General features: G+C 65.7%; 23 protein-coding genes and 1 pseudogene. 5 read left to right on the top strand and 19 right to left on the bottom strand.

Annotated features, from left to right (window positions below):
* Positions 1 to 497: 497 nt before the first annotated feature.
* The 10 genes from NIBR502772_RS09565 to truB form a co-directional block, all read right to left on the bottom strand.
* Positions 498 to 959, bottom strand: coding sequence for a DUF1579 family protein (locus NIBR502772_RS09565; RefSeq protein WP_141140011.1), 462 nt, complete (start codon positions 957 to 959; stop codon positions 498 to 500).
* A 31-nt stretch (positions 960 to 990) separates the two neighbouring features.
* A complete protein-coding gene (locus NIBR502772_RS09560; protein WP_056348420.1) occupies positions 991 to 2,334 on the bottom strand; it encodes a pitrilysin family protein in 1,344 nt (447 codons plus the stop codon).
* Positions 2,335 to 2,458: 124 nt separating this feature from the next.
* On the bottom strand, positions 2,459 to 4,711 hold the full coding sequence (locus tag NIBR502772_RS09555; protein ID WP_141142014.1) for a polyribonucleotide nucleotidyltransferase: 2,253 nt from the start codon (positions 4,709 to 4,711) through the stop codon (positions 2,459 to 2,461).
* Between the two features lie 248 nt (positions 4,712 to 4,959).
* Positions 4,960 to 5,229, bottom strand: a complete 270-nt coding sequence (gene rpsO, locus NIBR502772_RS09550; RefSeq protein WP_056348417.1) for a 30S ribosomal protein S15 — start codon at positions 5,227 to 5,229, stop codon at positions 4,960 to 4,962.
* A 242-nt stretch (positions 5,230 to 5,471) separates the two neighbouring features.
* A complete protein-coding gene (gene kynU, locus NIBR502772_RS09545; protein WP_141142013.1) occupies positions 5,472 to 6,707 on the bottom strand; it encodes a kynureninase in 1,236 nt (411 codons plus the stop codon).
* 20 nt (positions 6,708 to 6,727) lie between these two features.
* Positions 6,728 to 7,582 carry a tryptophan 2,3-dioxygenase gene (gene kynA / locus NIBR502772_RS09540; RefSeq protein ID WP_141140010.1) on the bottom strand — a complete coding sequence of 285 codons (855 nt, stop codon included), beginning with the start codon at positions 7,580 to 7,582 and terminating at the stop codon, positions 6,728 to 6,730.
* Positions 7,583 to 7,622: 40 nt separating this feature from the next.
* Positions 7,623 to 8,606 (bottom strand): bifunctional riboflavin kinase/FAD synthetase, encoded by a 984-nt coding sequence (locus NIBR502772_RS09535; protein ID WP_141140009.1) that lies wholly within the window; start codon positions 8,604 to 8,606, stop codon positions 7,623 to 7,625.
* Between the two features lie 201 nt (positions 8,607 to 8,807).
* On the bottom strand, positions 8,808 to 9,278 hold the full coding sequence (locus tag NIBR502772_RS09530) for a hypothetical protein (RefSeq protein WP_141140008.1): 471 nt from the start codon (positions 9,276 to 9,278) through the stop codon (positions 8,808 to 8,810).
* Position 9,279: 1 nt separating this feature from the next.
* On the bottom strand, positions 9,280 to 9,633 hold the full coding sequence (locus NIBR502772_RS09525; RefSeq protein ID WP_141140007.1) for a hypothetical protein: 354 nt from the start codon (positions 9,631 to 9,633) through the stop codon (positions 9,280 to 9,282).
* Positions 9,634 to 9,635: 2 nt separating this feature from the next.
* Positions 9,636 to 10,619, bottom strand: a complete 984-nt coding sequence (gene truB / locus NIBR502772_RS09520; protein ID WP_210412419.1) for a tRNA pseudouridine(55) synthase TruB — start codon at positions 10,617 to 10,619, stop codon at positions 9,636 to 9,638.
* A gap of 69 nt (positions 10,620 to 10,688) precedes the next feature.
* On the opposite strand from truB, the gene NIBR502772_RS09515 reads away from it, so the two are divergent.
* Positions 10,689 to 11,852, top strand: coding sequence for a pyridoxal phosphate-dependent aminotransferase (locus NIBR502772_RS09515; RefSeq protein WP_210412418.1), 1,164 nt, complete (start codon positions 10,689 to 10,691; stop codon positions 11,850 to 11,852).
* Between the two features lie 10 nt (positions 11,853 to 11,862).
* On the opposite strand, the gene trxA is transcribed toward NIBR502772_RS09515, so the two are convergent.
* Positions 11,863 to 12,300 (bottom strand): thioredoxin, encoded by a 438-nt coding sequence (gene trxA / locus NIBR502772_RS09510; protein WP_141140004.1) that lies wholly within the window; start codon positions 12,298 to 12,300, stop codon positions 11,863 to 11,865.
* Positions 12,301 to 12,314: 14 nt separating this feature from the next.
* Complete coding sequence (locus NIBR502772_RS09505; RefSeq protein ID WP_141140003.1) at positions 12,315 to 12,800, bottom strand: nucleoside deaminase; 486 nt, start codon at positions 12,798 to 12,800, stop codon at positions 12,315 to 12,317.
* A 181-nt stretch (positions 12,801 to 12,981) separates the two neighbouring features.
* Here NIBR502772_RS09505 and NIBR502772_RS09500 point away from each other — a divergent pair, with 181 nt between their 5' ends.
* Positions 12,982 to 14,079: a ScyD/ScyE family protein gene (locus tag NIBR502772_RS09500; RefSeq protein WP_141140002.1), complete on the top strand. Its 1,098-nt coding sequence runs from the start codon at positions 12,982 to 12,984 to the stop codon at positions 14,077 to 14,079.
* Positions 14,080 to 14,152: 73 nt separating this feature from the next.
* Here the strand turns inward: NIBR502772_RS09500 and rbfA are convergent, their stop codons facing one another.
* The 5 genes from rbfA to rimP all read right to left on the bottom strand — a co-directional run bounded on the left by rbfA (position 14,153) and on the right by rimP (position 20,130).
* Positions 14,153 to 14,662, bottom strand: a complete 510-nt coding sequence (gene rbfA / locus NIBR502772_RS09495) for a 30S ribosome-binding factor RbfA (protein ID WP_141140001.1) — start codon at positions 14,660 to 14,662, stop codon at positions 14,153 to 14,155.
* A 245-nt stretch (positions 14,663 to 14,907) separates the two neighbouring features.
* Complete coding sequence (gene infB / locus NIBR502772_RS09490) at positions 14,908 to 17,835, bottom strand: translation initiation factor IF-2 (RefSeq protein ID WP_141140000.1); 2,928 nt, start codon at positions 17,833 to 17,835, stop codon at positions 14,908 to 14,910.
* Positions 17,836 to 17,987: 152 nt separating this feature from the next.
* Positions 17,988 to 18,365, bottom strand: coding sequence for a YlxR family protein (locus tag NIBR502772_RS09485; RefSeq protein WP_141139999.1), 378 nt, complete (start codon positions 18,363 to 18,365; stop codon positions 17,988 to 17,990).
* A 170-nt stretch (positions 18,366 to 18,535) separates the two neighbouring features.
* The gene (gene nusA, locus NIBR502772_RS09480; protein WP_058929500.1) at positions 18,536 to 19,516 is read right to left on the bottom strand and encodes a transcription termination factor NusA; all 981 of its coding nucleotides are present in this window, start codon (positions 19,514 to 19,516) and stop codon (positions 18,536 to 18,538) included.
* Positions 19,516 to 20,130 (bottom strand): ribosome maturation factor RimP, encoded by a 615-nt coding sequence (rimP, locus tag NIBR502772_RS09475; protein ID WP_104063108.1) that lies wholly within the window; start codon positions 20,128 to 20,130, stop codon positions 19,516 to 19,518. The genes nusA and rimP overlap by 1 nt, the downstream gene beginning before the upstream one ends.
* A gap of 106 nt (positions 20,131 to 20,236) precedes the next feature.
* On the opposite strand from rimP, the gene NIBR502772_RS09470 reads away from it, so the two are divergent.
* Genes NIBR502772_RS09470 through NIBR502772_RS09460 form a run of 3 tightly spaced genes read left to right on the top strand, consistent with a single transcriptional unit; the run spans position 20,237 to position 23,205 of the window.
* Positions 20,237 to 21,397: a DUF4439 domain-containing protein gene (locus NIBR502772_RS09470; RefSeq protein WP_141139998.1), complete on the top strand. Its 1,161-nt coding sequence runs from the start codon at positions 20,237 to 20,239 to the stop codon at positions 21,395 to 21,397.
* A 51-nt stretch (positions 21,398 to 21,448) separates the two neighbouring features.
* A complete protein-coding gene (locus NIBR502772_RS09465) occupies positions 21,449 to 22,177 on the top strand; it encodes a VIT family protein (RefSeq protein WP_141139997.1) in 729 nt (242 codons plus the stop codon).
* Positions 22,174 to 23,205 carry an aminoglycoside phosphotransferase family protein gene (locus tag NIBR502772_RS09460; protein WP_141139996.1) on the top strand — a complete coding sequence of 344 codons (1,032 nt, stop codon included), beginning with the start codon at positions 22,174 to 22,176 and terminating at the stop codon, positions 23,203 to 23,205. Before NIBR502772_RS09465 ends, NIBR502772_RS09460 begins: the two co-directional genes overlap by 4 nt.
* Before the next feature lie 59 nt (positions 23,206 to 23,264).
* Here the strand turns inward: NIBR502772_RS09460 and NIBR502772_RS09455 are convergent.
* Together NIBR502772_RS09455 and NIBR502772_RS09450 are read right to left on the bottom strand one after the other, a co-directional pair.
* Positions 23,265 to 24,663 (bottom strand): annotated as a pseudogene (locus NIBR502772_RS09455) (aspartate aminotransferase family protein).
* A gap of 53 nt (positions 24,664 to 24,716) precedes the next feature.
* On the bottom strand, positions 24,717 to 25,511 hold the full coding sequence (locus tag NIBR502772_RS09450) for a TSUP family transporter (RefSeq protein WP_141139995.1): 795 nt from the start codon (positions 25,509 to 25,511) through the stop codon (positions 24,717 to 24,719).
* Between the last annotated feature and the right edge of the window lie 6 nt (positions 25,512 to 25,517).

Raw genomic sequence — 25,517 nt, 5'->3', positions numbered from 1 at the left:
GCACCGGGGTTGTCTACCAAGACCCCAGATTTCTGGGGTACCGGCCAAATCGTCAGGCAGTTAACGTGACAGTACGCGACTCAGCGGAACCGTGCAGGCTGTCCCAGGACAGGAGCCACGGGTTGGACAGCACGGAGGCAAATAAGTGCGATCAACTAACACGATGAACTAAGGAGAATCAGCAATGTACACACTGCAAATCGAACATGGCATTAAGGACTTTGGCATGTGGAAAGAAGCCTTCGACCGGGATCCGGTGGACCTTGCTGGCGAACCTGAAAAGTAAAGTGTGGAATTCGTCTTCCGCGGCGCCAGCCTTGAACGGCGCTCCGCGGACAAGGATTCTGGAATCAGCCGGCTGACGGTCGGAATTCTGCACGGGCCCCAAGTGTCCGTTCGCGCAGAAGCAGCGGTCTTAACTGTCCTCTCGCGCCAAAACGTGCAGGGCCCCAAGTGTCCGTTCGCGCGGCAGGTGGGACTCAGTGGTCGGGATGGGGTCAGACGCGGCGGCACTCGGAGGTCATGAAAGGGACAAAGTCCTGCCCCTCGCCGAGGCGCAACTCGGCGGTGTGGATCAGCACGTCGTCGTCCACCCGGAAACTATGGCGGGCAGTCCCCCGGTCGCTGTGGCGCTCGACGCGCAGCACACCGTCCACCCACGTGCAGCGGGCCGGGGCTCCCGGCGGCATGCCCATGCTGTCCACGTGGTACCAGAGGATGTCGTTGTGGTCAGGGTCGACAGTAAAAACGCCGTGGCCTTCAAAGTGCGTGCCATCGGCTTCGGTGTGTCTGTAACTTTGCACGACGGCGTAGCCTCCGGCAGCCCTGGTATAACTGATTTCCGCCGAGGCCGTGCGCTTGGGCCCCCAGGCCGAAGCGTTCAGCCGGGTGGTGCCGCGCCAATGGCCCAGGAAGTTCTCCAGGACGGCGTGCACCGTGCCCGGCTGCGGAAAGTTCATAGGTTCATTATGGCGGGCGCAGGCCTGCCGGTCAGAGACCGAAGGTTTCGGTCTCCTCGAATGGGCCCACCACGGTGACAGTCCGCGGGGCGGCTGCCAGTTCCCTGGCAAGCTCCTGGACCTCCTGCGCGGTGACCGCCTTGATCTGGCGGAGGGTCTCGTCGATGTCCTGGTATTCGCCGGACACGAGTTCAGCGCGGCCCAGGCGGGACATGCGGGAACCCGTGTCCTCCAGTGCCAGGACAATTCCACCGCACAGCTGCCCCACGGCCTTGCGCAGTTCGTCGTCGGAGATGCCGCCTTCGGCAAGCTTGTCCAGCTCGAGCCCCAGCAGGTCCAGCACCTGGCGGACCTTGGATGGTGTGCAGCCTGCGTACATCCCGAAGTAGCCGGCGTCCGCGTAGGAGGAGGCAAAGGAGTACGTGGAGTACACCAGGCCACGCTTTTCGCGGATTTCCTGGAACAGCCGCGAAGACATCCCGCCGCCCAGGACGGCGTTGAGGACGCTCATGACGTAGCGGCGTTCATCGGTGGCCACAATCGTGGGGCAGCCCATGATGATGTTCGCCTGTTCCACCGCACGCTTGACCACATGCAGCCCGGCTGTGCCGGTGATGTCCGCCCGCTCGGTGGAGCGGCGATCCACGGGGGCGGCATCCGGCTCAAGTGACCACCCGGCAGTGTGGAGGGCGTCCACCACAAGGCTGCAGACGACGTCGTGCTCCAGGCCCCCGGCGGCGGTGATGACCAGCTCATCCGGGCGGTAGTAACGGCGGTAGTGCTCCCAGACGGAGTCGCGGGCGACGGCGCGGATCGCGGCGGGCGTACCGCCGATAGGGCGGCCCAGCGGGTGGGTGCCCAGGACGGCAGCCACAAAGTTTTCATGCGCAACGTCGGTGGGGTCATCGCTGTCCATGGCGATTTCCTCCAGGATGACGTCGCGCTCCTGCTCCATCTCGGCCGGATCCAGGACGGCACCGGTGATCATGTCGGCAATGACGTCGATGGCCATGGGCAGGTCCGTGTCCAGCACCCGCGCGAAATAGCACGTGCTCTCCTTGGCCGTGGCTGCGTTGGACTCCCCGCCCACCTCGTCAAAGGCCGAGGCGATTTCCAGGGCAGTGCGGCGTTTGGTCCCCTTGAACAGAAGGTGCTCCAGGAAGTGCGTGGAGCCGTGCTGGCCCGGGGCTTCATCGCGTGACCCGACGCCCACCCAGAAACCGATGGTCGCCGAACGCTGGCCCGGCATCGCTTCGGTGAGCACCCGTACGCCGCCCGGCAGCACCGAACGCCGGACAACGGAGCCGCCGTCGGAGCCGTGGACCAGGGTGTCGCCGGGCTGGTTCTGCTCAAGCGGCAGGGGTACAACAGTCATTGAAGCCTTTCAGGAGCGGCAGCCGGATCTGGCTGCCATCGTAACAGCGGCGGGGCCGGTGGATCATCCACCGGCCCCGCCGATTCATGCTGTGTGGAGGAAGATGCTACTCCGCGTCAGTGGACTACTCCGCTTCGGCAGCGCCCTCTGCGGCGGAAGCGTCAACGCTCTCGGCGCCTTCTTCTTCAGCCACCACGGGGGACAGCGACAGCTTTCCACGGTCATCGATCTTGGTGATTTCCACCTGGATCTTCTGGCCGACGGAAACCACGTCATCCACGTTGTCCACGCGCTTGCCGTTGGCCAGCTTGCGCAGCTCGGAGATGTGCAGCAGGCCGTCCTTGCCCGGAGTCAGGGAAATGAAGGCACCGAAGGTGGTGGTCTTGACGACCGTACCCAGGTAACGCTCGCCGATTTCCGGGATCTGCGGGTTGGCAATGGCGTTGATGGCGGAGCGTGCTGCGTCAGCAGACGGACCGTTGGTGGCGCCAATGTAGACCGTGCCGTCGTCCTCGATGGAGATGTCGGCGCCGGTGTCTTCCTGGATCTGGTTGATCATTTTGCCCTTGGGCCCAATGACCTCGCCGATCTTGTCAACCGGGATCTTGACCGCGATGACGCGCGGCGCGAACTCGGAGAGCTCATCCGGTGTGTCGATCGCGGAGTTCAGGACGTCCAGGATGTGCAGTCGGGCTTCGCGGGCCTGCTTCAGCGCTGCTGCCAGCACGGAAGCGGGGATGCCGTCGAGCTTCGTGTCCAGCTGGATGGCCGTAACGAACTCGGCGGTACCGGCAACCTTGAAGTCCATGTCGCCGAAAGCATCTTCGGCGCCGAGGATATCGGTCAGGGCTGCGTAACGGGTCTGGCCGTCAACCTGGTCGGAGACCAGGCCCATGGCGATACCTGCAACAGCTGCCTTCAGCGGCACACCTGCATTGAGCAGGGACAGCGTCGAAGCGCAGACGGAACCCATCGACGTCGAACCGTTGGAGCTGAGAGCCTCAGACACCTGGCGGATCGCGTAGGGGAATTCCTCGCGGGACGGCAGCACCGGCATGATGGCGCGCTCGGCGAGGGCGCCGTGGCCGATTTCGCGGCGCTTGGGCGAACCCACGCGGCCGGTCTCGCCGGTGGAGTACGGCGGGAAGTTGTAGTTGTGCATGTAGCGCTTGCGCGTGACGGGCGACAGCGAATCGATCTGCTGTTCCATCTTGAGCATGTTCAGCGTGGTGACACCCATGATCTGGGTTTCGCCGCGCTCGAAGATTGCCGAGCCGTGCACACGGGGCAGAACCTCAACCTCGGCGGTGAGCTGGCGGATGTCCGTCAGGCCACGGCCGTCAATGCGGATCTGGTCCTTGAGGATGCGCTGGCGCACAACCTGCTTGGTAACCGAGCGGAATGCTGCGGACAGCTCCTTGTCGCGGCCTTCGAACTGGCCGGCCAGGGAAGAAGTGACTTCGTCCTTGAGCGCATCCGTTGCAACGTCGCGTTCCTGCTTGTCGGCGATCTGGAAGATAGCGGCCAGCTTCTCAGCGGCAGCGGACTCAACAGCGGCGTAGACGTCATCCTGGTAGTCCAGGAAGACCGGGAACTCAACGGTGGGCTTGGCAGCGCGTGCAGCCAGGTCCGCCTGGGCCTCGCAGAGTGCCTTGATGAACGGCTTGGCAGCCTCGAGGCCCTCGGAGACAACCTCTTCGGTGGGAGCAGTTGCGCCCTGTTCCTTGATGAGGTTCCAGGAGTTGTCGGTTGCTTCGGCTTCGACCATCATGATGGCGACGTCGTCACCGGCAACGCGGCCGGCTACAACCATGTTGAACACGGAGTTCTCGAGCTGGGAGTGCTTGGGGAAAGCAACCCACTGCGAACCGTGCTCGTCGGCGACGAGGGCAACGCGGACGCCGCCGATCGGGCCGGAGAACGGCAGGCCCGAGAGCTGGGTGGACATGGAGGAGGCGTTGATGGCCACCACGTCGTAGAGCTCGTCAGGGTTGATGGCCAGGACGGTCACCACGATCTGGACCTCGTTGCGCAGGCCCTTGACGAAGGCCGGACGCAGCGGGCGGTCCATGAGGCGGCAGGCCAGGATGGCCTCGGTGGACGGGCGGCCTTCACGGCGGAAGAACGAGCCCGGGATACGGCCGGCGGCGTACATGCGCTCTTCAACGTCAACCGTCAGCGGGAAGAAGTCGAAACCTTCGCGCGGGTGCTTGCCTGCGGTGGTGGCGGACAGCAGCGCGGTGTCTTCGTCGATGTACACCATGGCTGCGCCGGCTGCCTGCTTGGCAAGACGGCCGGTTTCAAAGCGGATTACACGCTTGCCAAAGCGGCCATTGTCAATGACTGCTTCTGAGAACTGGATTTCGGGACCCTCCAAGAGAGTCACCTCCGTTTCTTGTTTCACGGAGTCCAGCCGCATCAACCCAGTCCAGCATCTGTCTACTGGCCTGCACTGCACCCGGTCATCGATCGAGACCCACGGGCCGAGGGCTTCATTCTTCGAAGCCGTTCCCGGGGATCACTACCGAGGACCGCGAATGCGTGATGCGGTTGATCCTCCTGTTTAATTTTCTTCTGAAGAAGGCGGCCCTTTCCGTCACGGAAGGGGCCGCCCCTTAAAGCTGACTAGCGGCGCAGGCCGAGACGCTCGATGAGCGCACGGTAGCGGGTGATGTCAGTGTTCTTGAGGTAGGTGAGCATACGCTTGCGACGACCCACCATTGCCAGCAGACCGCGCTGGGTGTGGTAATCGTGCTTGTGCACCTTCATGTGCTCAGTCAGATCCTTGATCCGCTGAGTCAGGACTGCAACCTGGACCTCCGGCGAACCGGTGTCGCCCTCGGACGTTGCGAAATCCTGAATGATGGACTGCTTTACAGCGGCGTCAAGTGCCACAATAACTCCTAGAGATGTGCCGTGAGGCCCGATTCAGTACTTCACTGCCGGGTCTGCCCGCGCGGAAATCCCCCGGAAACCAGGGACTTTCCACACATGGCAGGAACCAGCCGCCACGGACTGCAGCCGGATCCATCTGTTAGTTTACCGGCCCCGCCGCAATCTTGTCGAAACAGCCGCCGTCAGGCAGTTCCTGCCGTCACCAACAGCCGTCAGCCAGCAGTCAGGCAAAAGGCACCGCCTCAGCGACGCAGCTGATCCCGAATGGCGGCCATCCCCCGGAACAGCTCCGCGAAGCTGGTGCTCAAGGGCGACAGCCCCACGCGGATCCCGTGGGGTGCGCGGAAGTCCGGGATGACGTCCTGTTCCCACAGCGCCGCCGTCACGTTCCTGAACGCCGGATGGTCCAGGGTGATGTGGCTCCCGCGAAGCTCCGGATCGCGCGGCGATGCCAGCTCGACGCCCGCCGGTTCCAGCCATGCCTCAAACAGCTGAACGGCGAAGGCTGTGAGTTTCAGGGACTTCTCCCGGATGGCAGCCATGCCGGCCTCTTCGATGAGGTCCAGGGTGCCGCGCATGGCCAACATCCCGAAGATGGCCGGAGTGCCGCTGAGGAAACTCCGGATACCGGGCGCCGGCTCGTAGCCTGCGGCCATCTCGAACGCGTCCTTGCGTCCCATCCAGCCCCAGATCGGCTGCTTCAGACCGGACAGGTGCCTGCGATTGACGTAGGCGAACGCCGGCGAGCCCGGTCCCCCGTTGAGGTACTTGTAGGTGCAGCCCGCGGCAAAATCCACGTTTGCCCCGTCCAGGTCCAGCTCCACGGATCCGGCGGAGTGGCACAGGTCCCAGACCACCAGCGCCCCCGCGCTGTGTGCAACTTCAGTGATGCCCGGAAGGTCGGCCAGGAAGCCTGAGCGGTAGGCCACGTGGCTCAAAAGTACGACGGCGGTGGCCGGGCCGGTTGCGTGCCGCACCTGTTCGACGGTGACGCCGGACGCCGGATCCGCTTCGATCCACCGCAGGGTGAGTCCTTCCTCGCGGGCGATGCCCTCGACCAGGTAGCGGTCCGTGGGGAAGTTATCCGTGTCCAGGACAATCTCTGTGCGGGCCGGGTCAGACACGGTGGCCAGCGCGGCGCGGATCAGCTTGTAGAGCACCACCGTGGTGGAGTCGGCGATGACGGTCTGGCCCGGGGCTGCGCCGAGGACAGCGCGGCCCAGCTGATCGCCGATGGTCTGGGGCAGGTCCAGCCATTCCTCATCCCAGCCACGGATGAGCCAGCCGCCCCAGCCTTCCCCGATAAAGGTGCTGATGTCCCGCTGTGTCCGCTTCAGCGGGCGCCCCAGGGAATTGCCGTCGAGGTAGGAAAGGGCGGTGTCCGTCCCGATGAAGAGGCCGCGGTAGCGCGCCAACGGGTCGCCTGCATCCAGTTGCGCGGCCTGCTCAAGGAGGGCGGCGGCGTCGTGGTTCTCCATGTTCGTGTCCCTTGCGCTGCTCACTGGCCGATCTCCGTTCGTACCGCGAACAGTTCCGGGAAGAAAGTAAGCTCAAGGGCCTTTTGCAGGAAGGCAGCGCCGCTGGATCCCCCGGTTCCGGCTTTCATCCCGATGGTCCGCTGGACGGTTCGCAGGTGCCGGAACCGCCAGAGCTGGAAATTATCTTCCAGGTCCACCAGTTCCTCGCACGCCTCGTAGGCACCCCAGTTAGCGGCGGCGTTTTCGTAGATGTGCTTGAACAGCGGCACCAGCTCAGGGCAGAACTCGTGGGCACGGGTGACGTCCCGCTCCAGGACGGACTGTGGCACGTCGAAGCCCTGCCGGGCCAGGTAGGCCAGGAACTCGTCGTAGATGCTGGGCGCGTTCAGCAACTCCTCCAGCATGGCGTGCGCTTCCGGGTCCGATTCGAACACCGGCAGCATTTTGCGGTTCTTGTTGCCGAGGACAAACTCGACGGCCCGGTACTGGCTGGACTGGAAGCCGGAGGAGTTGCCCAGGAACCCGCGGAACTGGGAGTACTCCGTGGGCGTCAGCGTGGCCAGGACGGACCATTGCTCCGTCAGGGTTTTTTGGATGTGCTTGACCCGGGCGATGCCCTTGAGCGCGGAGCCGAGATCGTCTGCACGCAGCCAGGCCGCGGCGCTGCGGAGCTCGTGCAGCACCAGCTTCAGCCACAGCTCGGTGGTCTGGTGCTGGATGATGAACAGCAGCTCGTCGTGGTGTTCGGGCGTGCTGACAGGTTGCTGTGCACTGAGCAGGGTGGGCAGCTGGAGGTAGGACGCGTAGCTCATCCGGGAACTGAAATCGCGGACTATGCCTTTGTCCAGTTTGCGGGTGTTCTTCTCGACGGCCACGGTGCTGCCTCTCTGGGTGTTTGGTGCGGGTGGGACCGGGTCAGCGCCGCACCAGGAGATCGTGGGCCTGAATAACGTCCAGACGCATCTGGTCAACAAGCGCCTCCGGCCCACGGTATGCCACCATGCCGCGGAGCCGGGCCACAAATTCGACCACTACTGTCTGGCCGTACAGATCGAAATCCTCCACGGCCTCGTGCGGACGGTCAATCACATGGGCTTCGACCTGGCGGCTGACGCCGTCGAACGTGGGATTGGACCCCACCGAGATGGCCGCCGGCCAGCGAGTGCCGGCCTGGTCCACCAGCCAGCCGGCGTAGATGCCGTCCGCGGGGATGAACCCGGTGGCCTCGTGGGCAAGGTTTGCGGTGGGGAACCCGAGTACGCGGCCGCGGGCAGCACCGTGGACAACCTCGCCGCGCATACGGTGGGGCCGTCCCAGCACCGCTGCGGCGGTGGCGACGTCGCCTTCCTGCAATGCTTCACGCACCCAGGTGGAGGAGCAGCGGCGGTCGGTGCCGTCGTCGTCATGCAGCGGGTAGCCTTCCGAACCGAATTCGCTGATGACCTGGACGTCGAAGTCGAACTTTTCGCCCAGCTGCTTCATGGTGCTAAGGTCACCGGAGTTGCCGCGGCCGAACCGGGAATCGTGTCCGATCACCACGTGGCTGGCATGCAGGCTGTCCACCAGGACCTGGCCCACAAATTCCTCAGGGGTGAGGCTGGCCAGGTTCAGCGAGTACTTCATCACCAAAATGGCATCCAGGCCCAGCTCCCCCAGCGCCACCAGTTTGTCCTGCAGGCCCATGATCATTTCGGGCGCGGACTCCGGGCGGTGGATCAGGGCCGGGTGCGGGTCAAAGGTGACGGCAACGGCCTTCGTCCCGTTGAAGCGGGCCGAGCGGATTAGCTCGGAAAGCACTTGCTGGTGCCCGCGATGGACGCCGTCGAAGTTGCCAAAAGTGACAACGGAGGGACCAAAGTCCGCCGGGACCTCGGACGGATCGTTCCAGATGTAGACCATCACCCTCGCCTTTTACTGCCTAAAACTGACATCTCTCCGAACGCACCGGCGCCGGAACTCTCTAAGATTACCCGCAATCAGTACTGCTGCCGGACGGCGCCGGGCCAACTGGATGGCACGCGCGGACGTGTCCGGAGGCCCGACCGCGGAGGCCGATCGCTGGTGCTGTTTGCTGCTGGTGCTGTTTGCTGCTGGTGCGGTCTACTGTTGGTTCGGCCGGCGCCGGTACAGCCACACCAGTCCCAGGACAGGCAGCAGCAGCGGAATAAACGCGTACCCCCGGCCAAAAAGGGACCAGACGGTCTCATGCGGGAACGCCACAGAATCAAACACGCTCAACGCCCCCACCACCAGCACTCCGACGAGCTCCACCAGGACGGCGGCCAGCGATATCTTGAACCAGGTGCGGCCGGGCTTGGCCAAGGACACCGTTGCCACCACGTAGACCAGCGCCGCGAACGCGGAAAGCAGGTAGGCGAGCGGGGCTTCGGAGAACTTGGTCAGGATCTGGTAACCGGCGCGTGCGGTGGCCGAAATGGCAAACACTGCATAGACGGCGATGAGCAGGCGTCCGGGGCCGGTGTTCCGAGTGTCCTTGACGCCGGCCTTGGCATCTGCCTTGGCCCGGGCGGCCTCGGAACGAGGTGCTTTCACGTTGCGTGCTTCTTCCATTTCAGTACCAGATCTGGTTCATGCGGGCGGCCATCACCAAGGCTGTGACACCGACGGCGGCGAGGACAAAGTTGCTCCAGCGGGTCCGTTCCAGGATGGACCAGTACACGGCTGCCGGCGGCAGGAGCATCGCCGTGGCCAGGTATCCCCAGAATTCCCAGGCTTCCCCGGCAATCGGTTCGCCCGCGATCACCCGCACGATCGAACCCACCAGGTAAACCACCAATGCCAGCTCGACGGCGGCAACGGACAGGATGGTGAGGTCGTTGGGGGCTTTTTTCAGGATGCCGGCACCGAGGCAGATTCCGCTGGAGAGCAGGCCGACCACCAGGATGATGTAGAAATAGGCGTCCATGCCTAGGTGTCCCCGCCCGCAGCATCTTCGGGCACAGCATTCTCGGGCGCAGCATTCCGGGGCGCATTTTTTTCGGACGCACCGTTGCCCGGCGCGAATACCAGGACAGGCTTGGCAAAGTTTCCGGAGTCCGCCAGGAGCGCCACGAGGCTGCCGTCCGGCGCGAACGCTGCCGCGGGGTGCTCGGTGGTGGCAGCCGCGGGATCTCCTGCTTCCGATCCCGCTGCGATCCGGCGTCCGAAGGAAATCTCGGTGGCCTCCTCGGCTGTGAGTTCGCGGTTGGGCATCAGTGCCCGGGCAGCCTGGGACATCTCCAGGACATTCAGCTCCTCGGCCAGCTGCTCCAACGTCCGGGCCTGATCCAGCGAGTAGGGGCCAACGTGGGTCCGGCGGAGGGCGGTCAGGTGGCCGCCCACTCCCAGTCCGTCGCCGAGGTCACGGGCGAGGGCGCGGATATACGTACCGGATGAGCACTCAACGGTGACATCAAGGTCCACGACGTCGCCGCCCGCTTCCCGGTTGATGGCGTGAACTTCGAAACGGTGGATGGTGACCGGGCGCGCCGCGAGCTTTACCTCTTCACCGGAGCGGACCCGGGCGTAGGCGCGTTCACCGTTGACTTTAATGGCGCTGACGCTGCTGGGCACCTGCTGGATTTCACCTGTGAGGGCGGCGACGCCGTCGTGAATTGCTTCGTCGGCGACGGCGGCGGCGCTGACGGCGGCAATCACGTCACCTTCGGCGTCGTCCGTGATGGTGGACTGGCCCAGCCGGATGGTTGCCGTGTACGTCTTGGACGTGCCCACGATGTAGGTCAGGAGCCGGGTGGCCTTGTTGATGCCGACCACCAGGACGCCGGTAGCCATGGGATCAAGGGTGCCGGCGTGCCCCACTTTCCGGGTCCCGGCGAGACGCCGCATCCGACCAACCACATCATGGCTGGTCCATCCCTGCGGTTTGTCCACTATCACCAGTCCAGAAAGCACGCTTCCCAGTATATCGGCGCTGGCGACGGTCCCCGCCCAGTTGCGCGGGTGGCGGCTAGGATGGCATCCATGCCTGAGCTTGCGGCGCACGCGCGCGACGTCCCCGTCAACCAGATCCGCGAAATCACCGAGGCCGCCTGGCATACTCCCGGGGCCATCGTCCTGAGCATCGGCGAGCCGGGCTTCGCGCTCCCCCGCCATATCCTGGAAGCCGGCATGGCGTGCCTCGACCGGGACGAAACGAACTACACCCCCAACGCCGGCATCCCGGCCCTCCGTGAAGCGTTCGCCACCCGGTTCCGTGAACGCGCCGGACTCAACACCAGCCTCGGTGCCGAGCGCGTCTACGTGGTGGACGGAGCGCAACAGGGCCTGCACTTCGCCATGAGCCTCCTGCTCTCCCCCGGCGACGAGATCCTGATCCCGAACCCCGGCTACCCCACGTTCGCCATGACCAGCCGGCTCCTGAATGCCGTGCCGGTGGGCTACCCGCTGTATCCCGAGCATGACTTCCAGCCGCGGATCCAGGACATTGAAGCGCTCATCACGGACCGGACCCGGGTGCTCATCCTGAATTCCCCGTCCAACCCGCTGGGCGCCGTCCTCGGCGAGGACCTGACCCGGCAACTTGTGGACCTGGCCCGCAAGCGCGATCTCTGGATCATTTCCGACGAATGCTACGAGGCCTTCACTTACGACGTTCCCCACGTCAGCCCGGCCCGGTTCGACAGCGACGTGCCCGGCGAGGCGCGCGTGTTCACGGCGCTGACTCTCTCGAAGACGTACGGCCTCACCGGCCTGAGGATCGGCGCCCTGGTCTGTCCGCCGGGGCTGGAGCAGAAGATGAACAACGTGATGGAAGCGATTGTCTCCTGCGTTGCCTCGCCGTCGCAGTATGCAGCGCTCGCGGCACTGACAGGCCCGCAGGACTACGTCCGCCACGCCCATGACCACTACCGGGCCAACCGGGACGCGGCCTCAGCAGTACTGGAGGCCAAGGGAATCCCGTACCTGAGTGCACAGGGAGCCTTCTATCTGTGGGCCAACGTCTCCCATGTCAGCGACGGGGACGTCCGCAGCTGGACCCGACGGTTCCTGGCCGATTCCGGCGTTGCGCTTGCGCCGGGAACTGCCTTTGGCTCGATCGGCGAGGGCTGGGTACGGATCGCGCTGTGCGGTACCCGCAACGACTTGGTGGAGGGTATCGGCAGGCTGCCGAAGCGGGTCGGGTAATCCCGGAAGCCTAGGCGGGGCTGGCGCCCAGCACGCCGTCCACCCAGGACCGTAACACCGCAGCAGGTGCCGCCCCGGCCTGTCTGGCCAGTACCCTTCCACCGTCGATGATCATCAATGTGGGGATGGCCTGGATATCGAACCGGCTGGATAGTCGCGGGGACTGGTCAACGTCAACCTTGACCAGCTTGATCCGGCCGGCCCGTTCAGTGGCCAACGTGTCCAGAACCGGACTCACCATCCGACACGGGCCACACCATTCTGCCCAGAAGTCAACCAGCACGGGAACCGGCGACTGCTCGGCCACCACCGCGAAGTCATCGTCCGCAGCGGCTGTAATCCAGGGAAGGCCCTTCTTGCAGTTTCCACACCGCGGCCGGCCGGACGCGGCGGCCGGGACGCGATTGGTCTTTCCACAGGTCGGGCATTTGATCAGTCCAGTTTCCATAAGGAGCCTCCGGCTCAGTATCTCTTTCGCCCCGCGTTGCTACGCCATGCGTCAAACGGAGCGTCCGACGCCGGAATGGCGGTATGGGCGACCGGCAGAAGTTCCGGACGGGTGCCGTTGAAGTACTCGTAGAACACGGCGTCGTCGAAACCGGCCGCGGCTGCACCATGGCGGTCGGCCGCAAAATAGACGCGATCAATCCGCGCCCACAGCGCGGCTGACAGGCACAGCGGGCACGGCTCGCAGCTGGTGTAGAGCACGGCGCCGCTCAGGTCGAACGTGGCGCCTGCGGTCGCCGCAGTGCGGATTGCCACCACCTCTGCATGGGCCGTGGGGTCGTTGTCCCGCGTGACCCGGTTGATGCCTTCATGGACCCGCCCATCCGGGGTCACCACCAGCGCACCGAACGGCCCGCCGCCGTCGGAGACGTTCCGGACAGCCAGCTCAATGGCCTGTTCCAGGTATCGGGTGGCCTCGTGGTTGTCGCTCGCCTGCGTCATAACTAGATCCTAGCCATGACCCAGGTTTTCGGTTCAAAATAGGGGGCACATTAGGGGGAAATGCTGTCGACGTCATTGCTTTCGCGGGACTAACCTAGCGCCGGGGGGCAGTTCGGATCGCTTTGACTTGGTCTCAGGCCAGGCCCCGGCGACGGGGTGCACGTCAACTCCGGAGGATCCAATGAACAAGAAGTTTCCGATCGTCGCGTGCCTGGCAGCAGCGGCGATGATCATCCCCGTCGCGCCCGCCACGGCTACGCAGAAACCGTCCGGACCCGAAACCCTGGCGGAGCACCTGATGACGCCGTTGAGCCTGGCCTTGGGTCCTGGCAAGAGCGTCCTCGTCACGCAGAACTTTGCGGGCACGCTGGACCGCGTCGAGGATGACGGGCAAACGACAAACGTTTACACGAATGCGGGCTGGGACGTTGGCGGTGTTGAGACACGGGGCACGACGACGTTTTTCGTCGAAAGCGTCGGGGGAGGCGGCGGAGATCCCACAGCGCTGGCCGGCTATTTGAAGTCAATCGACAGGCGCGGGGAGGTCAGGACCATTGTGGACCTCGCGACCTACGAGCGTCAGAACAACCCGGACGGATTCCAGGACTATGGCTTCGGGTCCGACGTGACCGACGAGTGCCTGGCCCAAATTACGGCGCCCTTCCCGCCGGCACAATACTCCGGGGCGGTCGACTCACACCCCTATGCCACAGCGGTTCACGGCAATACCGTCTTCGTGGCCGACGCCGGGATGAATGCCATCCTCAAGGTCAACGCCGCCACCGGGGAGACTTCCACCCTCGCGGTCCTGCCTCCGCGTCCGGCGGAAGCCACTGCAGAGGCTGCCGCGGCTGTTGGCTTCCCGTCCTGCGTTGTCGGACACGACTACGCATTTGAACCGGTGCCCACCGATGTAGAGATCGGCCCCGACGGCTGGCTGTACGTCTCGTCGCTGCCGGGCGGTCCGGAGGATCCTTCCCTGGGCCACCGCGGCGCCATCTTCCGGGTCAATCCATGGACCGGGGCGATCCACCTGTGGGCCGATGAGATCCTGAGCCCCACGGGCATCGCCGTATCCGGCAGTGGGGACGTCTACGCAGCGTCGATGTTCGGCAATGAGATCGTCAGGATCGACGCCTGGACCCGCGAACAGTCACAGTTCCTGGCCGTCGACGGTCCTGCCGCGGTGGAACTGAGAGGGAAAACCCTCTATGCCACAGCCGGCTTCAGCTTCGCTGACCTCACCGCTGGAACGGTCCTCAAGGCCAGTATCCGGTAGGAAACTCAGGAAACATCCCGCAGACGAAAAGACCCGGACCCCAACTTCGGGTCCGGGCCTTCTTCGTATGAAGTTACTTGTTGGCGTCTTCGTCGAGGTCTTCGTCGTCGGTGAGGTCAATATCCTCTTCGTCGAAGTCGTCCTCATCGATCTCCACATCGGCGGGAACGTCGCTCTTGTACGGATCGGCCTCGCCGGCGTGCTTGGCGTTTTCGGCCAGCGCAGCCACCTCGGCGTCGCGCTTCTTGGCGGCCCGGAGCAGGTCCTCCAGGTTTGAGGCAACGACGGGGATCTGGTCCGCCACAAATTCCAGCGTCGGCGTCAGGCGAACAGTCACGTTGCGCCCCACCTCCTGGCGGAGCACACCCTTGGCCTTCTCCAGGCCTTTGGCAGCATCGGCCTGCACAGCCTGGTCGCCGAAAACGGTGTAGTAGATCGTGGCATGCTGCAGATCATTGGTCACCCGGGCATCGGTAACAGTAATGCCCTCCAGCCGAGGATCCTTAACCTTCCGGCCCAAGGCCTCAGCAACAACAACCTTAATCCGCTGCGCCAACTTGGCAGCCCGTGCGGGATCAGCCATTTCCACTCCTAAAAATTTGGGATGTACGACGGCGCCGGAACGGTGCCCGCACAACTGTTGGGTTTTGATGCCACGCACCTAAGGCGAGTCTACGACGGACGCCGTTGGGATTTTTTCCGGCGGCCAGGGAGTGGCATCGGGCCTATCGGAGCTGGGCGGCCGACGTCGTAAGACGTTGGCCACCCAGCGAAGGGGCGGGGCCGCCGGAAAAATCCCAGCGGCCCCACCGGCGAAAGCAACGAACCTTAGACGCGCGGCTTTTCGCGCATCTCGAAGGTCTCGATGATGTCGCCCTCGGTGATGTCGTTGAACGAACCAAGACCGATACCACACTCGAAGTCCGTGCGGACCTCAGTGGCATCGTCCTTGAAGCGCTTGAGCGTCTCAACGGTGAGGTTCTCACCGATGATCTTGCCGTCGCGGCTGATGCGGGCCTTCGTGTTGCGTCGGATGATGCCCGAGCGAACGATGGAACCGGCGATGTTTCCGAACTTGGAAGAGCGGAAGACTTCGCGGACCTCGGCGGTGCCCAGCTGGACCTCTTCGTACTCCGGCTTGAGCATGCCCTTGAGGGCCATCTCGATGTCATCGATTGCTGCGTAGATGACGGAGTAGAAGCGCATGTCCACGCCTTCGCGGTCTGCCAGTTCAGCAACCCGCTCGGCAGGCTTGACGTTGAAGCCGATGATAACGGCGCTGTCGACCGTTGCCAGGTTGACGTCGTTCTGCGTGATGGCACCAACGCCGCGGTGGATGACGCGCAGCTGCACGCCTTCGCCGACGTCGATCTTGAGCAGTGCGTCTTCCAGGGCTTCCACGGCACCGGACACGTCACCCTTGAGGATGAGGTTGAGGGTGTCGATCTTGCCGTCGGCCACGGCCTGGTCGAAGTCTTCCAGGCTGATGCGCTTGCGGCGCTTGGCGAGCGCGGCGTTGCGGTCGGCTGCTTCACGCTTCTCGGCGATCTGGCGGGCGGTGCGCTCGTCAGCGGTCACAAAGAAGGTGTCGCCGGCGCGCGGCACGTTGGACAGACCCAGAACCTGCACGGGGCGGGACGGGCCGGCCTCGGTCAGGACACTGCCGTCGTCGTCGAACATGGCGCGGACGCGGCCGTGAGCCGTACCGGCCACGATCGTGTCACCGACACGCAGGGTGCCGGACTGCACCAGGACGGTGGCCACGGAACCGCGGCCCTTGTCCAGGTTGGCTTCGATCGCGATACCGCGGGCGTCCTTGTTCGGGTTGGCGCGCATGTCCAGGGCAGCGTCCGCGGTGAGCAGGACGGCCTCGAGCAGCTCGTCAATGTTGAGGTTCTGGCGGGCAGAGACCTCCACGAACATGGTGTCGCCACCGTATTCTTCGGGAACCAGGCCGTACTCGGTCAGCTGGCCGCGGACCTTCTCCGGGTTGGCGCCTTCCTTATCGATCTTGTTCACAGCCACCACGATCGGCACATTTGCTGCCTGCGCGTGGTTGAGTGCCTCAACGGTCTGCGGCATTACGCCGTCGTCCGCTGCGACCACCAGGATGGCGATGTCGGTGACCTTCGCACCACGGGCACGCATGGCGGTGAACGCTTCGTGGCCCGGAGTATCGATGAAGGTGATCTTACGATCGATGTCTTCGTGGGTGTGCGTGACCTGGTAAGCACCGATGTGCTGCGTAATGCCGCCGTGCTCGCCCGCCATAACGTCGGACTTGCGGATGGCATCGAGCAGGCGGGTTTTACCGTGGTCAACGTGGCCCATAACGGTGACAACCGGAGGACGTGCCTCGAGGTCTTCGTCGCCTTCGGCTTCGAGTTCTGCTTCGAAGTCGATGTCGAAGCCGGAGAGCAGCTCGCGCTCCTCGTCCTCCGGCGACACAACCTGGAGCTTGTAGCCAAGCTCCTCGCCGAGCAGTGCGAAGGTTTCCTCATCCAGCGACTGCGTGGCCGTGGCCATTTCGCCGAGGTGGAAGAGGACCGTCACCAGTGCTGCGGGGTTTGCCTCGATCTTGTCGGCAAAGTCCGTAATGGACGAGCCACGGCGAAGCCGGACTACGGTGTTGCCGTCGCCGCGGGGTACGCTCACGCCACCCAGCGACGGAGCACTCATCTGCTCGAGTTCCTGGCGCTTGGCACGCTTCGACTTGCGCTGCTTGCCGCGGCCTGCGCCGCCCTTACCGAAAGCACCCTGGGTGCCACCGCGACCGCGGCCACCCTTGCCGAAGCCACCGCCGGCCGGAGCGCCGCCACCGGCACCCGGTGCGCCACCGGTGCCTGGAGCGCCACCCGGACGTCCGGGACCACGGGCGCCGCCACCGGGACGGCCTGCACCAGCGGGTGCGGGACGCTCAGTGCGGTTGGGCATCATGCCCGGAGTAGGACGGTTTCCACCGGCACCCGCGGTACGCGGACCACCAGCGCCGCCGGCGCCTGCTGCGGGACGCGGACCACCCGGACGGGGGCCACCTGCACCAGCCGCGGGACGCGGACCACCGGGACGGGGGCCGCCTGCACCGGCTGCGGGGCGCGGACCACCGGGACGGTCGCCGTCGGGACGGCCACCGGCCCGGGGCATGCCCTGCGAAGGAGCGAACGGGTTGTTACCCGGACGGGGAGCACGCTCTCCGTCGCCACCGCGGCCGCGGGGCATGCCCTGGGACGTGGCGAACGGGTTGTTGCCCGGACGGGGACCGCCGGGACGCGGTGCGGAGCCGCCCTGCGAACCACCCTGTGTTGATCCGCCAGAGCGGGTCGGTGCGGCCGGGGCTTCAGCCTTCGGTGCCGGACGGGCACCGGGCTTGGCGCCGGTGGACGGTGCGCTTGCGGCCGGGGCTGGCGCAACCGGTGCTGCGGCAGGTGCTGCCGGAGCTGCGGAAACGGCAGCGGGTGCGGGTGCAGCCGGAGCCGCAGCAGCTGGTGCCGCCGGGGCTGAAGGAGCTGCGGGGCCCGGAGCAGGTGCTGCGGGTCGTGTGTCGGCCGACGGGGCAGGCGCCTTGGGCGCGGCTGCCGGAGCTGCGGTCTTGGCAGCTGCGTCGGGGTAGGCGTTGCGGAGTTTCCGCACCACCGGGGCCTCAATGGTTGAAGAGGCGGAGCGAACGAATTCGCCCAGTTCCTGCAGTTTGGTTACTGCATCTTTGGAAGTAATACCGAGCTCTTTAGCAAGCTCGTGTACGCGGACCTTGGCCACATTTCTCCTGTCTCGGTCCGCACCGAGCCAGGCACGAACCGTCTACTTCTTACTGCGGGCCCCAGCCGCGGTTGCAACTACAGGGCCCATTGCAGAGCGCAACAAAGTTGTCATCGTTGCGCACTCATCGCTGGGAACTCATCGGGTTTCCATCAGTTTTCTGACCCGCTTTCAGGTTGGACGGTTTTTGCTGCAGCTACCAGGGGTACCTGCAACGGGCCGGCGTCCTGCTTGCCTGCCATGATCCGGCGTTCGACGGCGGTGGACCCGGTTGCGCCGTTGAGGGCCCTTCCGAATGCTCGCCGCTTGACCGCCAGGGCCAGGCACGCTTCGCTGGGGTGCAGCCATGCACCCCTGCCAGCCATCCGGCGTCGTTCGTCTACCAGCACTGCGGTGGAACCGCTGCCTTCGGCGACGAGCCGGAGTAACTCAGACCGCGGTGCCTTCTTCCGGCATCCGATGCAGGTACGCTGCGGTTGATCCTCGGTGTGAAGCACTTCTGCCACGGTGAGTATCTTCCTGACGTTCATAACTGCCGGCCCTGAGGCCCCAACCGCATCGGCGGAACGGGAATTCTCAGGGCACACGAATACCGGCCGTTAGGCGCGGTCATGTCTATTCTAGCCCCTCGGGGCACTTCTGCCCGAAACCGGGGCTTCGGCCGGAGGCATCCGCCGCCGGCCGCCGCCCCGGAACCGGATTAGCTTTCGCGCGCCGGGGCAGCGTCCGAGACGATATCGATTCGCCAGCCCGTCAGCTTGGCCGCCAGCCGGGCGTTCTGGCCCTCTTTGCCGATGGCCAGCGAGAGCTGGTAGTCCGGGACCACCACACGCGCGGAGCGGGTGGCCTCGTCCACGATGGTGACCGAATTCACACGCGATGGGGAAAGTGCACTGGCAATAAACGTTGCCGGATCCTCGCTGAAGTCGACGATGTCGATTTTTTCGTCGTTCAGTTCCGTCATGACGGCGCGGACGCGGGAACCCATTTCGCCGATGCAGGCGCCCTTGGCGTTGATGCCCTGGGTGTGGGCCTTGACCGCGATCTTGGTGCGGTGTCCGGCCTCGCGGGCCAGTGCCACGATCTCCACCGAGCGGTCCGCGATCTCCGGGACCTCCAGTTCGAAGAGCTTCCGGACGAGGCCCGGGTGTGAACGGGAAAGGGTGACGGACGGGCCCTTGGTGCCGCGGTGGACATCGATAACGATGGCGCGGAGCCGGTTGCCGTGGATGTACTTCTCCCCCGGCACCTGTTCGGGCGGCGGCAGCAGGGCCTCCACCGAACCCAGGTTGACCTGGATCATGTGCGGGTTGTTGCCCTGCTGGATCAGGCCGGCCACAAGTTCACCCTCGCGGCCCTTGAACTCGCCCAGGATGGCGTCGTCCTCGACGTCGCGCAGGCGCTGCAGGATGATCTGGCGTGCGGTGCTCGCCGCGATACGGCCGAAGCCGGCAGGCGTGTCCTCGAACTCGCCGATGGGGGCGCCGTCGTCGTCGATCTCCACTGCCCAGATGGTTACGTGGCCGCTCTTGCGGTCCAGCTCGGCCCGGGCCTTCTCGAAGGCGCCGGGCGATTTGTGGTACGCCACCAGGAGCGCCTGCTCGATGGTGGGGATCAGGAGGTCCAGCGGAATTTCGCGCTCACGCTCCAGTAGTCTCAGCGCGCTCATGTCAATATCCATCAGGCCTCCTCAGAAGGTCCATTGTGCTCAGGTTCCAGACCAGCTTCTTCGAGGTGGCTGAATTCGATCTCGACTTTTCCGTTACGGATCCTGTCGAAAGGAAGAATCTGGGGCTCGCCCTGCTTGGGCTTCATGCCCTTCTTGACGGCGATCTCCGGGATGATAGTGACGCCGGAATCGTCCACGGACTGGACCCTGCCGGTGACGTTTTCGCCCTGGATGACGTTGACCTTGACCATCCGGCCCCGGGCGCGGTGCCAGTGCCGGACCTCGGTGAGGGGACGCGCGACGCCTGGGGAGGAAACCTCGAGGTCGTAGGGGCGCCCGTCGTCTGCGGGATCATTGTCCAGGACGTCGGAGAGGACCCTGGAGATGTCCGCGATGACATCGAGGTTTACGCCGCCGGTTTCCTCCTGCGGCAGGTCAACCACCACGTGGACTACGCGGTGTGAACCGGCCAGGATGGATACGTCCTCGAGGTACAGGCGGTTGGCCTGGACCGCCGGTTCCAACAGCGCCCGGAGCCTGACGGCTTCGGGATTGTTGGCGGGCGCAGCAACAGCGGTACCCGTTCCGGTAGCGTCTGATGAAGTCGTGGCTTCTGCATTACTCACGATGCCGGCCGCCTTCCAATAGATGATGTTGTGACTACTAGCCTAACGATTTTCCGGCCACAGTGGTGCACGAAGATCCGCATGAGGCGTGAGAACATGGTCTGTTGTGAAAGACGACACGCAGGAATCCGGCCGCCGAAGGCGTTATTTCCAGTACGCCGTTTTTGCGCTGGCCGCCCTTCTGGTGGTGAGCCTCGGATTGGTGCTCATCCCCCGTGAACCGTCCCCGCCTGCGGCGCCGCCGTTTTCCGAGCAGGCAAGGGCATCCGCGTTCGCGGATTCCCTGACCCTCAGGGCCGCTGGCCTGGACCTCGAAGTCACTGCCGGCGCCACTGCGCCGGCCCCACAAGCGGCCGCCCTGGCCCGGATTGTGACTTTGCTGACTGTCCAGGCCCGCGCGTTGATGCTGCCGGCTGATGCGGCCGGCGATCCTGCCCTGGACCGTGCGGCTACTGCCCCCGTCCCTGCCCCGTTCACGGCGCTGGCCACCGTCACCCGGCCGTCCACCACCGCGAACTTCGCCGCTGCCCTCCACGCAAGCGGGGCACGGCGGCTCCGGGACGCTGAAACGGCCGACGGCGGCATGGCCCGCCTTCTCGCCGGCACCGGTACTGCGCAGCTTCTGGCTGCAGAGGACCTGGCCTCGGCGACCGGGATCGCGTTGGCTGCACTCCCGGGTTCCGACCCCTCCTCGCCCGCATCGCCGGCGCCCACCCTGCCTGTTTCGGCCTCAGTAGCCGCCGGTTGTGCCAGCGAAGCAGCTGACCCCGCCGCCGGCACTGGCGTGGAACTTGGCTCAGCCTTGGCCTCGGCCGTGCAGGGAGAGCTGGAACTGGTCTACGCGTACCAGGCCGCGCTGACCAGGCTTGACTCCGGGTCCGCTGCTCCGGCGTCGACCTTCCTGGCCCAGCACGGCGTCCTCCGGGGCGAAGCGGAGGCCATGGGCAGGTCCCGCTGCGCCACGGTACCTCCGAGGCAGCCCGGCTATGTCCTGAGCCAGGCGTTCCTGGCCGACCCTGCAGATGGGCTGGGAACCCTGGAGGCGGGGACCCTTCCGGTGTTCGGCGACGTGGTGGCGCTCAGCGCGGGGCGCGAACGCGTATGGGCACTCTCGGCACTTCAGTCGGCGGCCCGGCGGACCGTCCATTGGCGTGCGTCGCCAGGCCCGGTCCCCGGCTTGGTCCTGGACGAAGCACTCCTGCCGCACCTGCCGGAGCCTGTATCAACTCCGCAGACTTCCACAACCAGCACTCCCGGCAATTCGTAGCCAAGGCACGGCACACTGGCCAGGCGCAGGCACTAATGCTTTGCTGGAGGCATGGACAGTGCCAGCGCCCCCGCCCTTCATGAGAATGAGCCACACCAGAACGACGTCGCGCAGCGTCTGAACTGGCTGCGAGCCGGCGTGCTCGGTGCCAATGACGGCATCGTCTCGGTCGCCGCAATCGTGGTGGGCGTTGCGGGAGTCACCACGCAGTCCGGACCGATCCTCGTCGCCGGCATGGCCGGCCTGGTGGGTGGGGCAGTATCCATGGCCCTGGGCGAATACGTATCCGTTAGCAGCCAGAAGGACAGCCAGCAGGCCCTGATCGAAAAGGAACGCCTGGAACTGCAGGACCAGCCTGAGGAAGAGCTGGAGGAACTCACCGCGATATACCAGGGCAAGGGCCTGAGCCTGGACACAGCCCGCGCCGTGGCCCGGGAGCTGACGGCCCACGACGCCCTGGGCGCGCACCTCTCTGCCGAACTGAACATCGACGAGACAGACATCGTCAGTCCGTGGCACGCCGCCATTGCTTCGGCGACTGCATTCGTCATCGGCGCCATCCTGCCGATGGCCGCCATCCTGCTGCCACCGGAGAACATCCGGGTCCCCCTGACGTTCGCGGCCGTGCTGGCGGCCCTCGCTGCCACCGGGGCGCTGGGCGCCTGGATCGGTGGCGGTTCGAAGCTGCGGGCCGCCGCCAGGGTGGTCGTGGGCGGGGCTTTGGCCTTGGCTGCCACGTTCTCGATCGGCAACCTGCTTGGCGCAAGCGGCGTCCTGTGAGTGTCCAGATTGGCGTGCCGATCCCGCCAGCGCTCAGCGGGCGTTACAGCCACAGCAGCGCGGGACGGGCCTGGCTTTCCTCCCTCCCGGGACTGGTGCAGGGGCGGCTGGAGCATTGGGAACTGGCTGTTGACCTGGAAGCCGGCGCCCTCCCGTGGCATGGCCACGGCGGCGTGGTGGTTCCAGTCCGCCGGACGGACGGGACTCCTGCGGCGCTCAAAATCGCGTTTCCCCACGATGAGGCACGGGTGGAACGCCATGCGCTGGCGCTGTGGGGTGGCTCCGGCGCCGTCCGGCTGTTGGAATCCGACGCCGGAACGTGCGCCATGCTGCTGGAGCGGCTGAATCCGGACTCCTCGCTCCAGACCCTTCCGCTGGATCAGGCGGCGGTGGCGTGGGGCGGCACCGTGCGGCAGTTGGGCCTGGTGCCGGACGGCCGGCCGCAGTGGCAGGAGTTCGATCACATCGCCGGGCGGGCCGAACAATGGAGCGATGACCTGCCCGCCGACTGGGAACAGCAGGGCCGCCCGTTCCCGCGCTGGCTACTGGAGGCGGCCCTGGAAGTCTGCCAGACCCGCGGCGCCGTTGGCCGCCGCTCGGGCCGCGATGTCCTGGTCCATACGGACCTGCATTTCCTGAACATCCTGGCCCGGCCCCACACCATCAGCGGAGGGCTGCCCGGGGAAGCCTTCGTCGCCATCGACCCGCAGCCCATGATCGGCGAACCGGAGTTCGCGGTGGCACCGCTGCTGTGGAACCGCCTCGGCGACCTGCCCGGGAGCGATCCGGCCGGAGGATTGAGGCGGCGGTGCCAGGACTTCAGCGCCGCGGCCGGCCTCGACGCCGAAGCTGCGCGCCAGTGGGCCGTGGCACGCGAAGTGGAGAACGCCCTCTGCTACGCGTCCTTGCCGCGCCACCAGGGAGATCTGGCCCGGTCACTCTGGGTGGCTAGCACCCTTGCCGGGCGGACCCTCGATGGTCTCCCCTCGGCGCACGCCCTGCCTGAGCCGGGGCAGAGCGACAGCTGAGCGACGGTGGCCTCCCTGGCTGGATAGTGCCTCACAGGCTGGACTGTATCCCAGGGTGGTCAGCCCGCTGCCTTCACAGCCGACAAAGCCGAGCTGACCGCCTCGACGGCAGTGCCGACGTCGTCCGCGTCAGTGCTCCAGTTGCTGACCGAGACGCGCAGGACATCCCTGCCCTGCCAGCGTGAACCCGACATCCAGACCTTGCCGTCCTCGATCACCCGGGCTGTCACGGCGCGCGTGGTGGCGTCGTCCCCGAACGCGAGCGAAACCTGCGTGTAGTCCACGGTGTTGAGCACCTCGACACCGTCCACGTCGGCCAGGCGGCTGCCGATCTGCGAAGCGGCGTCGGCGAGCCCGCGGACCTGGGCTGCCACGCCGTCCCGGCCCAGGGAGCGGAGGGCGGCCCACACCGGTACTCCGCGGCCGCGGCGGGACAGCTCCGGCGCTTTTTCGAACGGGTCGCCCGGACCCTCGACGTCGTGGATCAGGTAGCTGGTGTGCTGCAATCCCATGGCGCTGCGCAGCGCTGCCGAATCCCTGACGATGGCGATACCGCAGTCGTACGGGACGTTGAGGGTCTTGTGGGCGTCGGTCCCCCACGAATCGGCCAGGGCCATGCCGCGAGTGAGGTCCGCGAATTCCGGCACGGCCGCGGCCCACAGCCCGAACGCGCCGTCCACGTGCACCCAAGCACCGTGCCGCCGGGCAACCTCGATGGCCGCGTCGAAGGGGTCGAAGGCTCCGGAGTGGAGATTGCCGGCCTGGAGACAGACCAGCGCGGGCCCGGACCCTTCCGACAGCAGCCGGTCCAGCTCCACCGCCAAGAGCCTGCCTTGGGCATCTGCGGGGACCGCCACGGGCCGGCCGAGGCCGAGGTACCGCAGGCCCAGGTCAATGGTCTCGTGGCGCTCCTGGCCCACAAAGCACCCTGATCCGCGGGGCGCCTGCCAGGCCCTCGCCGTCGAGGTCCCAGCCGGCATCGGCCAGCAACCTCCACCGGGCAGCGGCCAGCCCGGTGAAGTTGGCCATGGTGGCACCTGTGGTGAAGCCGACGTCGGATTCCGCCGGCAGCCCGAGAAGGTCCAGCAGCCAGTGGCCGGCCCCTTCTTCGATGGCGGCTATGGCGGGGGTGGCGTAACGCAGGCCCGAGTTCTGGTCCCAGGCGCTGACCAGCCAGTCCGCGGCAAGGGCGGCAGGCAGGGTCCCGCCGATCACCCAGCCGAAAAAGCGCCCGGAGGGCATGGCCATCAGCCCCGGTTCGGCCTTGTCCGCCAGGTACTCAACCACAGCTGCGGCAGGCGTGCCCTGCTCGGGAAGGGGTCCGCCGAAGTCAGCCGCGAGATCGTGGGCACTTTGGGCGGGCCCGACGTGCCTGTCCGGCAGGCTGGCCAGCCACTCGGCGGCGCGACGGGCCGCGACTGACAATGCTTCCGAATAGGGTTCCCCGCCTGCGGACATACCTGCATGGTACGCCCGGCCGGATAGCGGCTGCGAGGGTTTCGACTACCCTGTCAGGCTAGGTTTTCCTGCCAGACGTCGATGCCGAGTTTGATGATAAGCGCGCCCACCACCAGCAGGAATACAACGCGGATGAAGCGGCTGCCCTGCTTCACCGCAGTCCGTGCGCCCAGGTAGCCGCCGGCCATGTTAGCCAGGCCCAGCAGCAGACCGACACCCCACAGGATTGACCCGTGGGGCAGGAAGAAGAACAGGGCGCCTGCGTTGGTGGCCATGTTCACGATCTTGGCCTTGGCGCTGGCCTCGAGGAAGGCATAGCCCATCGCCGAGACGAGCGCGATGATGAGGAAGGAACCGGTGCCCGGACCAATCAGGCCGTCATAGAAGCCGATCACGGCACCGATCATGCACGCCACCACGTAGTGCGTGCGGCCATCATGCCGCAGCACGGTGAGGTCACCGACGTTGGGCTTCAGCACCGTAAAAAGCGCCACGACTACCAGCGCGACCACGATGATCGGCTTGAAGACACTCGCCGGCAGCGTGGCGGCGAGCACCGCTCCGGCGAAGCTGCCGGCAAGGGCGATCACCGCCATGGGCACGGCTGTCCGAAGGTCCGGTTTCACCCGCCCGTAGTACGTCACCGCACTCGTGGCGGTGCCGAAAATTGACCCCATCTTGTTGGTGGCCAAGGCCTGGACCGGCGTAATCCCGGGTACCAGCAGCATGGCCGGCAGCTGGAGCAGACCGCCGCCACCCACCACGGCGTCCACCCAGCCGGCAGCAAATCCAGCCACCACAATCAGGATGATTGTGGTGAGCTGGATCGACTCGAACCCGGAAATCAACTCCGC

This window comes from Pseudarthrobacter sp. NIBRBAC000502772 (assembly GCF_006517235.1).
In the GTDB taxonomy this organism is placed as follows: domain Bacteria; phylum Actinomycetota; class Actinomycetes; order Actinomycetales; family Micrococcaceae; genus Arthrobacter.
This window is presented reverse-complemented; position numbering and strand designations above follow the sequence as displayed.